9 protein-coding genes and 1 tRNA gene are annotated in these 15,716 nt (G+C 37.7%); 2 read left to right on the top strand and 8 right to left on the bottom strand.

The genetic code is table 11. From position 1 onward, the window contains the following. The first annotated feature begins 18 nt into the window (after positions 1-18). Positions 19-1,032, top strand: a complete 1,014-nt coding sequence (mreBH, locus tag G6Q10_RS02665; protein ID WP_163652555.1) for a rod-share determining protein MreBH — start codon at positions 19-21, stop codon at positions 1,030-1,032. A 140-nt stretch (positions 1,033-1,172) separates the two neighbouring features. Next, positions 1,173-1,246 (top strand) — tRNA-Arg (locus G6Q10_RS02660). Positions 1,247-2,312: 1,066 nt separating this feature from the next. Here the strand turns inward: G6Q10_RS02660 and G6Q10_RS02655 are convergent. From G6Q10_RS02655 to gltB, 8 genes are all read right to left on the bottom strand, one after another. Further along, positions 2,313-2,780, bottom strand: coding sequence for a winged helix DNA-binding protein (locus tag G6Q10_RS02655; RefSeq protein ID WP_163652553.1), 468 nt, complete (start codon positions 2,778-2,780; stop codon positions 2,313-2,315). 142 nt (positions 2,781-2,922) lie between these two features. After that, positions 2,923-4,008 carry a DUF871 domain-containing protein gene (locus tag G6Q10_RS02650; RefSeq protein WP_163652551.1) on the bottom strand — a complete coding sequence of 362 codons (1,086 nt, stop codon included), beginning with the start codon at positions 4,006-4,008 and terminating at the stop codon, positions 2,923-2,925. Positions 4,009-4,029: 21 nt separating this feature from the next. Then, positions 4,030-4,335, bottom strand: coding sequence for a PTS sugar transporter subunit IIA (locus tag G6Q10_RS02645; RefSeq protein WP_163652549.1), 306 nt, complete (start codon positions 4,333-4,335; stop codon positions 4,030-4,032). Positions 4,336-4,466: 131 nt separating this feature from the next. Beyond that, positions 4,467-7,127 (bottom strand): sigma-54-dependent transcriptional regulator, encoded by a 2,661-nt coding sequence (locus G6Q10_RS02640; protein ID WP_163652548.1) that lies wholly within the window; start codon positions 7,125-7,127, stop codon positions 4,467-4,469. A gap of 95 nt (positions 7,128-7,222) precedes the next feature. After that, positions 7,223-8,347 carry a DEAD/DEAH box helicase gene (locus tag G6Q10_RS02635; RefSeq protein ID WP_163652547.1) on the bottom strand — a complete coding sequence of 375 codons (1,125 nt, stop codon included), beginning with the start codon at positions 8,345-8,347 and terminating at the stop codon, positions 7,223-7,225. 57 nt (positions 8,348-8,404) lie between these two features. Next, positions 8,405-9,403 (bottom strand): Gfo/Idh/MocA family protein, encoded by a 999-nt coding sequence (locus G6Q10_RS02630; RefSeq protein WP_163652546.1) that lies wholly within the window; start codon positions 9,401-9,403, stop codon positions 8,405-8,407. A 144-nt stretch (positions 9,404-9,547) separates the two neighbouring features. Beyond that, positions 9,548-11,017, bottom strand: coding sequence for a glutamate synthase subunit beta (locus G6Q10_RS02625; RefSeq protein WP_163652545.1), 1,470 nt, complete (start codon positions 11,015-11,017; stop codon positions 9,548-9,550). A gap of 6 nt (positions 11,018-11,023) precedes the next feature. Then, on the bottom strand, positions 11,024-15,616 hold the full coding sequence (gltB, locus tag G6Q10_RS02620; protein ID WP_163652544.1) for a glutamate synthase large subunit: 4,593 nt from the start codon (positions 15,614-15,616) through the stop codon (positions 11,024-11,026). Positions 15,617-15,716: the final 100 nt, after the last annotated feature.

Below are 15,716 nucleotides of genomic sequence, written 5' to 3'. Positions count from 1 at the left end.
AGAGAGTTAGGTGTAAAAATGTTCAAATCAACAACTATCGGAATCGACTTAGGAACAGATAATATACGTGTTTACGAAAGTGGTAACGGCATCGTTTTAAATGAGCCTACCGTTGTTGCTTTAGATACAAAGACAAAAGAAATTTTAGCCATTGGGCATGAAGCAAAAGAAATGATTGGAAAAACACCAGCTTCTATTGTAGCTCTCCGTCCAATGCGTGATAGTGTGATTGCTGATTTTGATTTAACGAGTGGCTTGTTAAGAGAAATCATGCGACAGATCAAAAAAAAATCTGGTCGCCGTATGAAAAAGCCAAATGTCGTTGTTTGTTCGTCAACGGGTGCCACTTCTGTCGAAAATAGAGCGATTCAAGATGCTGTCTCTACAATTGGTGCACGCTCTGTCACTTTAATTGAAGAGCCTGTAGCTGCCGCAATTGGGGCTGGCCTTCCTGTTGACGAGCCAATCGCGAATGTGATTGTTGATATCGGCGGTGGAACAACTGAAATTGCCATTATTTCTTACGGAGGCGTTGTTACAAGTACGGCCATTCGGGTTGATGGGAATCATTTAGATGAGGAAATCATACAATATATCCGGAAAAATTATAATGTTTTAATCGGTGAAGCCACTGCTGAACAGATTAAAATCGAACTAGGCCATGCTCCTACTAAACACCTCACCGAAAAAACAGCTGAGTTCCGCGGTAGAGATCTATTGACAGGTTTACCTAACACCATAACCGTTTCTTCCGCTGAAATTCAAACCGCTATCACAGAACCACTCAACCGGATTTTAGAAGCGATTCGCTCAACACTTGAAGAATGTCCCGCCGAGCTAAGCGGTGATATTGTTGATCGCGGAATTGTTTTATGTGGAGGTACTTCACTTATCCACGGTTTTAAGGAGTGGCTAACTGAACGTATTGATGTTCCGGTACATATGGCAAAAAATCCAATGGAAGCTGTAGCTATTGGTACAGGGAAATCATTAGAACACATTAATAAATTGAATAAAACGCTTTCAAAATAAGCGGATAAAACAAGCACACTAAGGCCTAGCCATGCGATTTAGGGGGGCTTAGTGTGTTTGTTTGTGTTTAGAAAAAGTATGGACCCGCCACTTCTTATCGCGTTGCTTCTTTCTTACTGTTTATGGTAAAATAGCTTTATGTCCTGATAGCTCAGTAGGATAGAGCGACAGCCTCCTAAGCTGTAGGCCGTGGGTTCGATTCCCTCTCAGGACGTTGATTTTAAGAGCGCACTACTACCGAATGGAAACAGAGAAGTTGATTAAACTCGTTTATCAGTTTCCTTTAAGAAGTGACGATAGATCTTCGAGGTAGTAGTGTTTTTTGTCTACGTTCATGAAAATAAATACGCCTTAATTTATTGCCTTTTTATAAATCGATTCCACCATGCTATCTGGGCAAGTAAGCTTTTTATTCTTTCTTAGAATAATATTTCCACTTAATTCTTCAACTTAAATCATAAGTCAAAGTGGATTCTTCCAAGTTGAATTGAACGATAAAATTAGCTGAATGATTTCACAACAAAATAGCCATTCGATGCTTACAAAGTTAAAGATAAAGCGAGAAAAAACAGACTTGAATTCAAAAATAGCTTATCATCTTAAATAGAATGATGTTATTATGTCAAAATTAGAAAAAAACCAATTAAAAACGGTATATGATATGATTTGATTAGAATTACTATTATGACATATATGACATAGCAGTTTTAAATGCAGGTCTACAATAACCGTTGGGAGGAAGTTGTTCATGAAAAAAAGTATTGATGATGCATTTATTGTTTTTGGAATGCTGTTTTTAGTGCTAATTATTTTGTCAACGTTCATGTCGATAAATCCATTGTTGAATTCATCCAACAAAATTTATTTGCTTATTTTTTTTGTTGCAATAATTCTGGGAGATTATTATCGATTTCGCAAAAAAAGATCAAAATAAGGAGTGACAATTACTTCAAGGAAAACAATATTTGTCTTTTTCTTCTCTGATAATGTGAAGCATCAAAAACAATCGCGTGAGAAATGATTGGTTTTGGCGCTAATATCAAATAGCCATACAAGAGAAATGCTTATGAATATAAGTACTCACTCTATGGAAAGGAACGGCTTTTATGTCAATTGTTGTTGTATTGATTAAGCTAAGGAAAATTCCCATCTGATTTATGGGCGCCGCCTTTTTAACGATATTACTATGGTTCAGAGAGTCATGTTCTCGCAAGGCTCTCTTTTTATATTTATTATATGATAAGTATTTATTTCTAATCCATCGCACATCCCCACTTAAATCAGCCAATCTCTAAACCTTGTTTTTTAATTTCAGCATCCAAATGGTTGTTGTATTGATCTACAAATTTCAGTATCTTATCCAGCTGTTCATCGGTAATTTGCGCAAACATTTCTTTATCGCGCTCTTGAAATTCTTTATGCAAATCCTCATGAATTTGATAAACACTTTTTCCTTTGTCTGTTAATTTGAAATAAACTTCTTTTTTATTAGCTGGTTTTTGGTAGCTTTCGATTAGCTTTTTTTCGATTAACTTTTTTGTTAATTTGCTGATGGCGCCTTTTGTCATATAAAGAGATTCTGCAAGCCTTGTCACGTTAGGGTCACTATTTTTCATAATCGCTTCTACACAGTGAACTTCAGAAGGCTTATATCCTCTTAGTTGATCTTCCATTTTAAATTTATTAAGCCAGACTAATTTATCCACTAAGCCTCTAAACGCTAACGTGACTTGCTCTTCTTTTTCCATCGATATCCTCCTATCTCGTTTCTATTCTTCTTAATTATAGCTAATTTTTGTTTCCACTTCAACAATATAAAATAGACCAAGTTTAGTGGAAAGATTCTTTAACAAAAGAAACCATCCACCAATCTTAATCTATGTAGGTTACTCATTCTTTTTCAACGAAGCGAAAATGTTGCCATGGCTTAACCATCTCTAAAAGGTAGCGCTCTTTAGGAATCACACGTGCGACAATATTTGTGTTCCCAGAGTTCTCCATCGCTTTAAGCGCAACTTGTAGCTCGCCTTTGTACCGCTCATAACCATTATTATCAATGGTGACATCACCGCATTCAATTTGCTTTGTATCATGAGCGGTAAAGTGATGATCTTTATAATTCACACGTGTCATGGTTGACCGTAACATATATTCTGAAACATCGCCACGATTAAAATGTTTTTGCGTTAAAACAACTTCTTTCTCAATTGCTGTTGTATCAGAGAGGAATTCAACACACAGCTCTAGTTCATTCCGGTTTAGTTGACTTAACGCTTTCAATTCCTCTTCGCTTGCAAACATATTCCCAACCAGAATATCATCAATGAGCCCTGTATTAAAGAGATCTTTTGCTTGAATAGCAATATCTTTGCCGCGATGCTCTTCAAGCGTCGGTAGGCCTCCATCAACAACAAACCACGGACCATATTTACCATAATTAGAAGAAACAAATGCAGCTGTTCGTAGATTTTTCTTTTTAAATTGCCTGCTTGTACGTAAAAGATGTTCGCGTGATAGTCCTGTATATTTGCGCGGATAAAAATTATGACATCCAATGATATTTTGCACATTCGCTTGATAAGATAAAATATTTTCAACATATTTAGTGCCGTTGCTAATATTCAGTTCGATTTTCAAGTCATGCTCATCAAAACTCATCGCGGCTTCTTCTGCTCCGGAAAAACCTAGATCAAGTCGTAAACCACTTAGGCCAATTTTTTTAAAGTAGCCTAACTCTTGATATGTGATGTTTAATGATGCAAAAACGGTTGGGTCTACATCAGCAATTATTTCATATCCTAGCTCTTTTGCTCTTTTACAAATGATTTTTAGTTTTGTAAATTCTTCCTGATCATTGGCAGAAATCAAGCACGTAAATATTCTTGAAAAACCATATTTCGCCGCCATTTCAATATAAGAAATAGATTCCTCTAATGGAACATGTTGTGGAAAAACAGAAATACCTAATTTCTTCATCGATGTGATCCTCTCTATTTTTTATTTTACACGGTATAGTTCAACAATTTCTTTCGCCAAATCTTTAAAAGTGATAGCATTCATTAAATGATCTTGCGCGTGTATTAATAATAGTGAAACTTCCGTACGTTCTCCGCGAGCTTCACCTTGGATCAGTGCAGTTTGTGAACGGTGTGCTTCGAGCAAAGCACTTTCTGCTAATTGCACTTGCTTATCTGCTTTTTCAAAATCTCCCATTTTTGCTGCTTCAATAGCGAGCATTGCGTCACTTTTTGCGTTTCCACCAAATACAATTAAGCTCATGATGGTTTGTTCTATTTCTACCATTTTATTACACTTCCTTTATTTTTAAGTTAACTCCATAGATTATAAAGCAAGAATCATGCCAAAAAGTTTCCTATAATTCCCTTATTTGGTCATTACACATATGAAAAAAAGTGTGTAATTTGATACACACTTTAGTTTCCCATTTTAACTTTATTTGTTATTAACATTTGCGTTAAGTAAGCAATTTCAGCTTCTGGAATATTGATTTCATACTCACGTTCAATAGATTCCAACATTTGAGCTGTGATTTGCATTTGTTCAGCATATTTCTTCTTAAAATCATTTAAGTCAGGAAACTCACGGTTGATTGCCCCAAGTCTCATCCGTTCAATTAGAAAAGCAAGATGCAAGATAATCCCCGTATCAACACCAGATTCTAGAACAATACAAAGACGTGCCTGGAGTTCAGAAATGGTTGTTCTTAAAAGGTAAATCAGTTCTTCAATGGATCCAGCAAGCTTTAAATGACCTTTCAAAGAATCAATTAACCTTTCATAAGGTGCATTATCACTTAAAACACGTTGAACGATATCTAAACCGCCTTCTGAAAATATCTCCATTGCACTAAAAAACGGGATATCGCGGTATTTGAACTCAACAGGGCCCATAATAGCCAAAATATCATATTCCTCCATTAACTGGTCAACTTGTTCGCGAAAAGCTTCTTTATATAAAAATTGCAAAGTGATCACTTCAACGTGGCTTTGATCAATGATTGGATTAATCCGAAGCCGCAATTGCTCTGTTACACCTGCTTCTGTGAAACAAGTAATGATAATCGCTTTTTTCATTTTCTTTTCACAAAGTTCTAGTGTTTTATATCTGTTTTCAAAAAGAAGTTCACAGCTTTGATAAATATCTTCTAACCCCCGACCAAGAGACGCCTTACGCAGTGCTTCTAAGACGATAGGCGTACTTGTCATCGCAATTGTTTTTGTCCGAATCCCTAATTCTTCAGCTAGCATATCACCAAAAGAGTTTAGCGAACCCATATCTGATAAAATAAGGATTCCTCTGACATCAAAAAGCGCTTGAACTTGCTGCTTCACCTTTTCATACATTGTCTTAACATCCATTGAAAGCGGCATATCAATAGCCGTTCCATTTTCAATATCTAATAATTCTTGAACAGTTTCAACCATGCTTGTTGCTGTTGATCTGCCGTGCATCATGACGATGACTTCGACTTGTACTTCACTTTCAAGTAAAGCTTCACCAATTTCTGCGGTTAAAAACATCGTTAAAAAGCCGATTTCATCAAAAGAAATTTCGATGGTAAACGTTTGTTCAATCATCATGGATAAATCGATGGCTACTTGGAATTCTTTCGGATATTTTTTACGGATATTATTCAGATCTGGATGAACAATATGCTTTTGTTCACGAATTCGTTCAATAGTACTTTGAAGATGAAGGGCAAAAGCAAATTTCATTTTTTCATTATAGTTGCGCTCTAAGCGTTGACTTGCATGCTGATAAGCTTTTTCGGTTAATTGCCAAATGGTTGAATCGATAATTTCCTTTGCTGTTTGTTTGGTTGGAAGCTCGATCATATATTTATGAAAATACTGGTCAATATCAATGTATAATTCTGTTTGGTCCTTACCTGCTTTGATTAACTGATCAGCTTTTTGTTGAATAACATCATAAACATCAGCCGTTGCAGCAGAATTTTTTTCAGCGATTTCGTTTTTGTAAGTAAAGGTGAAGACCGTTCGATTAATATCGATTAAACGATTTAATTTTTCTGGCTCATCTTTTAGGTGAAGTAAGCCTTTTTGGACATGAATAGGTAAGTCATCTTGTTCAATCAATATGTAGTTTGTCATTTTTGTTTTATAATGTAAGAAAGCTTTGGCACAAGCAAGTTTCAAATCACGCTGTAATTGGCCAACATTCGCACTGGCATGATAAAGCAAAAAAGCAATCAATGCTTGACGGTGTACACGAATGGATTGGTTTAAGCGGCTTGCCTCTTGGTTTAAGAAAAATTCAATCAATTGATACCGCTCTTCTAAATTTCTTTCCGTAAGCGTAGGTAACGTGATCGTCATTGGAATTCTTCTGGCAAACGTTTCAAGTAAAAAATTATCTGGTGCCTCCGTTGTTGCCCCAATAATTTGCACATTAGCATGTCGTATAACAGCACTTTCACCAAGTGGCCTGTACTCACCTTTATCAATGAATGTAAATAACATTTCTTGACCTTCTGGTGGTAATCTGTGGATTTCATCTAAAAAAAGAATTCCTCCATCTGCTTTAGCAAGTAAACCAGCACGATTTTCATCAGCACCTGTATAAGCACCTTTTATCACGCCAAAAATATGCCCAAATAAAAGCTGCGGGTTCTGTGCATAGTCTGCGCAATTAAAAGAGACAAAGGGCGCTTTTTTTGGAATCATCTCTGTCTCTTTTGAAAATTCGTACATGCATTCGGCAAAAAGTGACTTCCCGGTCCCTGTTTTACCGAGTATTAAAGTATGTAATCCTCTTGGTGGATAAAAAATCGCGGCTTTTGCTTGTTGAATGCTTACTTTTAGGCTTTTGCTAGAGCCAATAAGACGATCAAAAGCTGACTGATGGTTTAATTCTCGGTCTTGTTTCTTTTTTAATGCCTGATATAGTACTGGTTTTCCTGAGATTTTTTGAATTTTTTCTTCTTTAAATAAATCATTTAGATAACGACTAACATTTGCTCGATCCATTTGCAATCGCTCGGCCACGTCACTTGCAGAGATTCCTTGATTGATTTGGTTTAAAAGCTTGAGAACTTCTTCTTTTCTCCCGGTCATTCTCTCAACTCCTTTAAATCAGATATCCTTTTCTACAAGCAACACGGCCCTAAGCAAAAGTGCGGCTTGTAAATGTTTTTGCACAATTTAGTTGACTAGCGTTCATCTGTTTTTACTAATTCCCCTTGATAAAATCTTATTTGCTGCACCTTTTTCCCAGATGATTTAACGTATTGTTTCAGTGTTCGCATTTCGCGCTTATTAACAAAGCTAATGACAATCCCATCTTCACCCATACGGCCAGTCCGACCAGAACGATGAATATATTCTTTTTCACTACCAGCCATGTCATAATGAATGACATAAGGTAAATGGGGGATATCAAGTCCTCTTGCTGCTAGATCGGTAACAATTAAAAAGTGTAGATCTCCCTTTTTAAATGCTTGTAGTGTTTTTTTGCGCGTTTCTTTGCGGATTTCTCCATGAATACCTGCTGCTTTTACACCATCATAAGCTAACTTTTCAAGTAAAATATCCATTCGTGGCTTATCTCTTACAAAAACCAGTGCACGTATACCATTTACGTGTTCAAGTCTTCTTAATAACGTTGCTTTATCACGATTTTCAACTTCCATAAAAAGATGCTCTACTTTGCCATGTTCATTCTCTTCTTCGCCCATTTCGATCGTTATCTGGGATTTTCCTGTTTGTGCAAAAATTCGTTCTGGCTCTTCAAGCTTTGTAGCGGAAACTAAAATTAATTGCCGATCACGCATAGCGCCTTGAACGATTGCCATCACTTCTGCCATGTTTTCCTGCTTTAATAATTGATCACATTCATCAAGTGTTATTGTCTTCACTTCATGCAGTTTGATTTTCTTTTGCTTAATTAGTTCACTCGCTCGTCCAGAAGACGCAACGATAATCTGCGGCTTTTTTTTCAGTTTTTCAATCTGGCGTTTAACATTTGCACCACCGATAATGGCAAGAACACTTAATCCTGTTGGTAAAAATGAACGAATGACTTCTGTAATCTGCATAACAAGCTCATGACTTGGTGCAAGAACAAGCCATTGTAGCTTTGGAATCGCTTCGATACCTTCTAAAATAGGCAATGTATAAGCAACTGTTTTTCCTGTTCCTGTTGGTGAGATGGCTATGACATCTTCACCTGCTAGGATTGGCTGATATAAAGCTTTTTGAATAGCAGTTGGTTCCTTAAAGCCGTGTTCTTGCCATTTTTTTTGCCACTGGCTTGGTACTGATCCGTTTTCGTTCATGATTAACTCCTTCTTAATTTTTCTATTCTCTCTTTATCATAGCAAAAAACACGAGCACTAGCTATTCGTTTCACCTTTAAACCAAATATTATTTTGATGGCGCAATTCGTTTGAGACATGTAGGACTTGTAAACTCAAATCAGCTAAATCTTGATAGCTTGTTTGGTCATTTTCTTTGATAATACGAGCAAATTCTTCTGCTTCAAATTGCATATCATTTGAAATAACTGGGCCAGCAAGTTCTTTTGCTTCGTCTTGATGGTAATCATAAAACTTTAATTCTTTAATGGATGTAAGTGGGTTAATGACTAGTGTCCCTTTCTCACCATAAATTTCACTTGGCAGATAAGAAGTCTGGTTTTTTCCTTGAATAATTGTAATATTGAACGCTGGATATTCCAAAATGATCGTTCCATGACCGTCGACGCCTGTATGGATTTTTTCGGCAAAATAAGTTGCTTTTTTAGGAGCTCCAAATAAAGCGATCGCAGTATAAAGCGCATAGACACCTAAATCAACAATGGCTCCTCCAGAAAAATCCAATGAAAAGATATTGGGTATAGAGTCGCCACTTAACACTTTATCGTAACGTGAAGAATACTTCATGTAAACTAGTGTAGCACCACTAACTTTGCCAAGGCGTGCGAGTTCTTTTTTCAAAATTTTAAAATTGGGTTCGTGGATATGTCTAGCTGCTTCAAATAAAAAAACACCATTTGCTTTGGCAAGTTCATGAGCCTGCTTGAGTTCAGCAACGGTTGAAAAGATTGGTTTTTCAACAATCACATGCTTTTTAGCAGCTAAGCATTTTAGAGCATATTTGAAATGTAGGCTATTGGGTGACGCAATATAAATAGCATCAACTTTATCTGAAGCGATCATTTCATCAATTTGATCGAATGGTGTGATTTCACCTTGATATTTGCTTGCAAAGTCACTTGCTTTTTCAAGTGTCCGTGAATATACGGCAGCTAGCGTCCACATTTTAGAATTTTGTGCACCTTGAATAAATGAATCTGTAATCCATCCTGTTCCGATAATTCCTAGTTTTAACATGAAGAGGACCTCCTTAATTTTAATTCCTTTTCAGTATAGCTCAAATGAATAGATTTTGCTTTATTGTTGCTTAAGCAAAAAAGAATTGGCAGACTTCTAGTTTCTGCCAATCCTCTTATTCACTCGCTTTATCCCAGCACTTTTTTACGGTAAGAAGGTTTCACCCATTAAGTAAAAGTCTACTTCACGGGCTGCTTCTCTTCCTTCAGCAATTGCTGTAACAACAAGGCTTTGACCATGCCTAGCATCGCCACAAGCAAAAATTCCCGCTTCACTTGTACGATAAAAACCTTTTGCTGCTTCAATTGTGTGCCGTTTTGTTTTGTTCACATTAAAATTCTCAAATATATCTTCTGTTGCTCCCATAAAGCCGACTGCGATAAGGACCATATCCGCTTCGTAAAACTGCTCCGTTCCAGGTACTTCTTGATATTGTTGTTTGGCTAAATCCTCTTTGACTTGCACCGTTTCAATGCCAATTAGCCTTCCGTCTTCATTTTTAACAAAAGCTGTTGTACTCAAGAGATATTCACGTGGATCTTTACCATAGATTGCTTTGGCTTCTTCATGAGCGTAATCGTTTTTTAATACACGTGGATATTCAGGCCAAGGATTTTTAGTTGTTCGCTCTTTTTGTGGTTCACTTGAAATGGATAGTTGGCGAATTGATTTTGCACCTTGGCGAAGGGCTGTTGCTACACAATCAGCACCTGTATCTCCACCACCAATGATAATGACATTTTTATCTTTTGCAGAGAGCACGGAACCCCCATTCTCTTCTAACTGGCTAATCGTCGCCTCAGTTAGATAAGGAACTGCAAAATAGATTCCTTTTGCATCTCGACCAGGTAAGCCCACATCACGCGGTTTGCTCGCTCCTGTTGCAAGGACAAGCGCATCGAAATCCCGCTTTAGTTCTGTTAATGAAATATCATTTCCAACATCACAATTCGTTTTAAATTCGATTCCCTCTTGTTTCATTAGATGAACGCGTCTATTCACTTGTGCCTTTTCAAGTTTCATCGTTGGTATCCCATACATCAACAAACCACCAATCCGGTCACTTTTTTCAAAAACAGTGACGGAGTGTCCAGCTTGATTTAGCTGATCGGCACACGCCAGTCCAGCAGGTCCTGAACCAATAACCGCAACACGCTTTCCTGTTCTTTTTTCAGGGGGATTTGGCTTTATCCAACCTTCTTTAAAAGCATGTTCAATGATAGCATATTCAATCGATTTAATGCCTACTGCTGGCTCTGAAATCGAAACCGTACAACTCCCTTCACAAGGAGCAGGACAAATCCGTCCTGTAAATTCAGGAAAATTATTTGTTTTAAGAAGTAACTGTAATGCTTCAAAAAAATCGCCTCGATAAACCGCATCATTCCACTCCGGAATTAAATTATGAAGTGGACAACCAGAAACACCATTTTTAATTTCCATGCCAACGCTACAGAAAGGAACGCCACAATCCATACAGCGTGCAGCTTGGGTTGTTAAATCCTTTTCAGGCATTGGCAAGCGATACTCCAACCAGTCTTCTGTCCGTTTTTTTGCATCTCGCTCTGGCTCTTTTATTCGCTTATAATCGATAAAACCCGTTGCTTTCCCCATGACAGCTCATCCTTTCTCCTCACTTAAGGTTGTTTTTTCGTTTTTATGTTGATAAAAAGCTTGTAACTCCGCTTCTTCTTTTGAAAGACCTTGTGCCTCAAACATCGCCATTTGCTTCAACATCATTTCGTATTCTTTTGGAATAACTAGGACAAAGTGTTGCTTAAGATTTTCCCAATCAGCAAGTAATTCTTTAGCAAATGAGCTATTCGTATAGTAGGCATGGTTTTTAACTAATCGTTCTAATGCTTCTTCTTCCTGTTCAGAAGATACAGCTCGACAACAGACTAATTCTTTATTTATTTTTGCGAAAAGAGCTGCTTTATTTTCTGCATAAACATAAGCAGTACCACCTGACATACCGGCTGCAAAATTATTCCCGAGGGTTCCAAGAATGACAACGATGCCTCCAGTCATGTATTCACAGCCATTATCGCCAATTCCCTCAACAACAACGTTTGCACCGCTATTTCGGACAGCAAATCTTGCACCTGCTTGGCCATTTATATAGGCTTCACCATTTGTTGCTCCATAAAGTGATACATTACCAGCAATTGCTGAATCATGTGCTGAAATAATTGCTTCAGCGCTTGGTTTTACAATCAATTTTCCACCAGAAAGTCCTTTGCCAAAATAATCATTGACATCACCAAAAACGGTTAATGTCATTCCCTTTGGTACATAAGCACCAAAACTTTGACCTGCAGAACCGATAAAGGTTAGATCAATCGTATCTTCTGGAAGCCCTTTTGCTCCGTATTTACGGCTAACATAAGAGCCACTGATGGTCCCAATTGCTCGATCAACATTGCGTACAGGGAAACTGGCCGTTACCTTTTTACCGCCTTCTAGAGCTGGTTCAATCGTTTTTAATAGCTTTCTCTCATCTAGTGTTTCCTCAAGCTTATGGTCTTGTTTTTTCGAGCAATATTGCGTTTTTTGTTTGTAAAAGTCATCCGTGTAAAGCATATTGGTAAAATCAAGATACTTTGCTTTCCAGTGTGTTGCTTTACGCACGTGTGTTATCAAATACTCTTTGCGTCCAATTAGTTCGGTAAGCGACCTAACGCCAAGTGATGCCATCAGTTCACGCATTTCTTCAGCAATAAAATGGAAAAAGCGAACGACCATCTCAGGTGAACCAACGAATTTTTTCCGAAGTTCAGGATTTTGTGTTGCAACGCCGACTGGACATGTATCCATGTGGCATACGCGCATCATAACGCAGCCGAGTGCAACAAGCGGTGCAGTTGCAAAACCAAACTCCTCCGCGCCAAGCATAGCAGCAACAAGTACATCTTTTCCAGTCATTAATTTACCATCTGTCTCAAGAACGACTTGACTGCGCAAATCATTTAGCAGAAGTGTTTGCTGAGTTTCTGCTAAACCAATTTCCCAAGGGAGACCTGTATGCCGAATACTACTCCTTGCAGCCGCCCCTGTTCCACCTTCATACCCGCTAACAAGAATAACATCAGCCTTACCCTTAGCTACACCAGAAGCAATGGTCCCTATTCCAGTTTTTGACACAAGTTTAACATTAACCCGCGCTTTTGGATTGGCGTTCTTTAAATCAAAAACAAGTTGTGCTAAATCTTCAATCGAATAAATATCATGGTGTGGCGGTGGTGAGATTAAACCAACACCTGTTGTAGATCCACGCGTTTTTGAAATCCATGGATAGACTTTATTACCAGGTAAATGTCCTCCTTCACCTGGCTTTGCGCCTTGCGCCATTTTAATTTGTAATTCGTCGGCATTCACTAAATAATGACTTGTGACGCCAAAACGTCCAGAAGCAATTTGTTTAATGGCACTTCGCTTAAGGTCACCATTACTATCTTGAATAAAACGATCTGGATTTTCGCCACCTTCACCACTATTACTTTTTCCACCCATTCGATTCATTGCTATAGCAAGCGCCTCGTGTGCTTCTTGACTAATTGAACCATAGCTCATTGCGCCCGTTTTAAAGCGTTTAAAAAGAGATTCAACCGGTTCTACTTCTTCCAAGGGAATCGGCTTTTTATCGCTCTTAAATGTTAATAAGCCACGTAGAAAAGCCTGATTATGATTTTCTATTAAGTCGCTATATAAATCGTAACGTTCTTGATCATTTTCTCGCACAGCTTGCTGTAAGGAGTGAATAGCAAGTGGATTGTAGACATGGTATTCTCCATCTGAGCGCCATTGATATTCCCCACCAGAATCAAGCGTCTCAACTTGGTAGCCAATATCATGGAAAGCTTTTCTATGACGCAACCAAGCTTCTTTTGCAATCATTTCCAGTGGAATGCCAGATAGCCTATTCGCTGTTTTAGAAAAGTACTTTGCAATGACTTCATCACTAATCCCAATAGCTTCAAAAATCTGTGCTCCACGATAACTTTGAACCGTTGAAATTCCCATCTTAGACATCACTTTTAAAATACCATCTGTCAGTGCTTCAATATAGCGTGTTTCTGCTTCACTAAGAGAAAATCCTTTTAAGCGTCCCTCTTTGATCAAATTAGCAAATACATCAATCGCTAAATAAGGAAAAATAGCATCCGCCCCGTAGCCAATAAGAAGCGCACATTGATGAACATCTCGTGCCTCACCCGTTTTAATGATTAAACTAACTTTTGTACGTGTACCTTGTTTAATCAAATGTTGGTGTACAGCACTTGTTATTAGCAATGATGGTATTCCGATTTGCGTATCGTTTATTTTTTCATCCGTTAGAATAATTAATTCGACTCCACTTGCAACTTCCTGATCAATTCGCTCGCAAATCATTTTTATTTTCTGCTCAAGTTGATCAGACTCCTCAGCTTGAAATAAAATATCAATTTCTTTTGTCGATTTAGTGAAAATATTTTGCTGAAGCAGTGCAATAAAGTCTAAACGCGATAAAATGGGGGTCTTTAATCTAATCCGATGCGCATTTTTAGCAGAGGGTTCAAGGATATTTCCTTCATCCCCAAGTAATGTCATCGTCGAAATAACCGCCTGCTCACGCAAACCATCAATCGGTGGATTTGTGACTTGGGCAAATAGTTGTTTAAAGTAATTGAACAGTAGCTGTGGCCGCTTTGATAAAACAGCAAGTGGTGCATCATAACCCATTGCACCCATTGGATCTTTTTTCTCTTCCACCATCGGGATTAGGATTTTATTTAATTCGTCCTGCGTGTACCCAAATGCGCGTTGTTTTTTTAAGCAAATGGTCTTATTTTGAGACGACTCAGTGAAAGTTGTTTTGTTTGTTAATAAGCTCAAGTCGCTTAATTCCTCGTTTAGCCATTTCCGATAAGGTTTTTCATTGGTTAATGTGTGTTTCACTTCCGCATCAGAAATGATTCGCCCAGCCTCTAAATCAATTAAAAGCATTTCACCTGCGCCAACGGTTTCTTTTTTTATGACATCTTTTTCAGCAACTGGAACAACACCGGTTTCTGAGGAATAAATAATCGTATCGTCTTTTGTTAAATAGTAGCGAGCTGGCCGTAAACCGTTACGATCAAGAATGGTTCCAATTACTCGCCCATCAGTGAAAGAAATTGAAGTTGGCCCATCCCAAGGCTCCATCAGTGTTGAATGGTATTCATAAAAAGCGCGTTTTGGATCTAAAAGCATTTCATTTTTATCCCATGGTTCTGGAATTAACATCATGGCAGCATGAGGTAAACTACGTCCTGTTTGAACTAGAAATTCAAGCACATTATCCAATGTTCCTGAATCGCTGCCATCTTCATCGATAATTGGCATCAATTTTTCTAAGTCAGCGCCAAAAAAATGGGAAGCTGCTCGTTTTTCGCGCGCTTTCATCCAGCTTACGTTTCCACGCTGTGTATTAATTTCACCATTATGAACTAAATAGCGATAAGGATGTGCTCGTTCCCAACTTGGAAATGTATTCGTTGAAAACCGTGAATGCACAAGCGCAAATGATGAGGTATAACTCGTTAAATCAAGGTAGTATTGCTCAATTTGCTCTGGTGTTAACATTCCTTTGAAAATAATCGTACGTGTAGATAAGCTTTGAATATAAAAAGGCTCAGTGATTGTTTTTTCTTTTGCAGCAAAATTTTCAACTTGCTTGCGAATCAAGTATAGTTTACGTTCAAATTCATTTTCAGTTAACGTCTTTTCTTTTGCAATAAATAATTGGAACATCGCTGGTTCCGTTTTACGGGCACCTTGACCAATTTTTGTTCGGTCAGTTGGTACTTTCCGCCAACCTAGAAAAAATTGTTTTTCCTTTGCAACGTATTTTTCTGTTTCTTTCATAAGAAGAAATCGTTCTGCTTCATCTTGTGGAAAATTAAACATTCCTACTGCATATTCATATCGATCAGGCAATTCAATATTGCTTTCTTGCGCTGCTTTTCTAAAAAAAGAATCTGAAAGCTCAAGTAATATCCCCGCACCATCACCTGTATCTCCGCCAATTTCTCCTCCACGATGCTTTAACTGACAAAGCATATGGATCCCTTGTTCGACAATTTTTTTCGATGCTTGATTCTTAATATTCGCGACAAAACCAATTCCACACGCATCGTGTTCATGAATTGGATGATATAAACCGTGTTTTTGAGGTAAACCAGTGTTTTTCATTTAAAATACCTCCTATTTTTTAATGACTGTTCTTATTTAACAGAATTGAAAGAAAATTATATTGTTCTAGTTTATATTTATAGTAAGTTTTATTTTATGC

This window comes from Listeria sp. PSOL-1, assembly GCF_902806445.1.
Taxonomy (GTDB): Bacteria; Bacillota; Bacilli; order Lactobacillales; family Listeriaceae; genus Listeria.
Note: the sequence above shows the minus strand (reverse complement) of the source record. Positions and strands in the feature narration are given on the sequence as shown.

Coding starts and splice junctions, on each gene's coding strand:
- mreBH (WP_163652555.1), top strand. CDS start 19: ATGTTCAAATCAACAACTATCGGAATCGACTTAGGAACAGATAATATA.
- G6Q10_RS02655 (WP_163652553.1), bottom strand. CDS start 2,780: ATGGAAAAAGAAGAGCAAGTCACGTTAGCGTTTAGAGGCTTAGTGGAT.
- G6Q10_RS02650 (WP_163652551.1), bottom strand. CDS start 4,008: ATGAAGAAATTAGGTATTTCTGTTTTTCCACAACATGTTCCATTAGAG.
- G6Q10_RS02645 (WP_163652549.1), bottom strand. CDS start 4,335: ATGGTAGAAATAGAACAAACCATCATGAGCTTAATTGTATTTGGTGGA.
- G6Q10_RS02640 (WP_163652548.1), bottom strand. CDS start 7,127: ATGACCGGGAGAAAAGAAGAAGTTCTCAAGCTTTTAAACCAAATCAAT.
- G6Q10_RS02635 (WP_163652547.1), bottom strand. CDS start 8,347: ATGAACGAAAACGGATCAGTACCAAGCCAGTGGCAAAAAAAATGGCAA.
- G6Q10_RS02630 (WP_163652546.1), bottom strand. CDS start 9,403: ATGTTAAAACTAGGAATTATCGGAACAGGATGGATTACAGATTCATTT.
- G6Q10_RS02625 (WP_163652545.1), bottom strand. CDS start 11,017: ATGGGGAAAGCAACGGGTTTTATCGATTATAAGCGAATAAAAGAGCCA.
- gltB (WP_163652544.1), bottom strand. CDS start 15,616: ATGAAAAACACTGGTTTACCTCAAAAACACGGTTTATATCATCCAATT.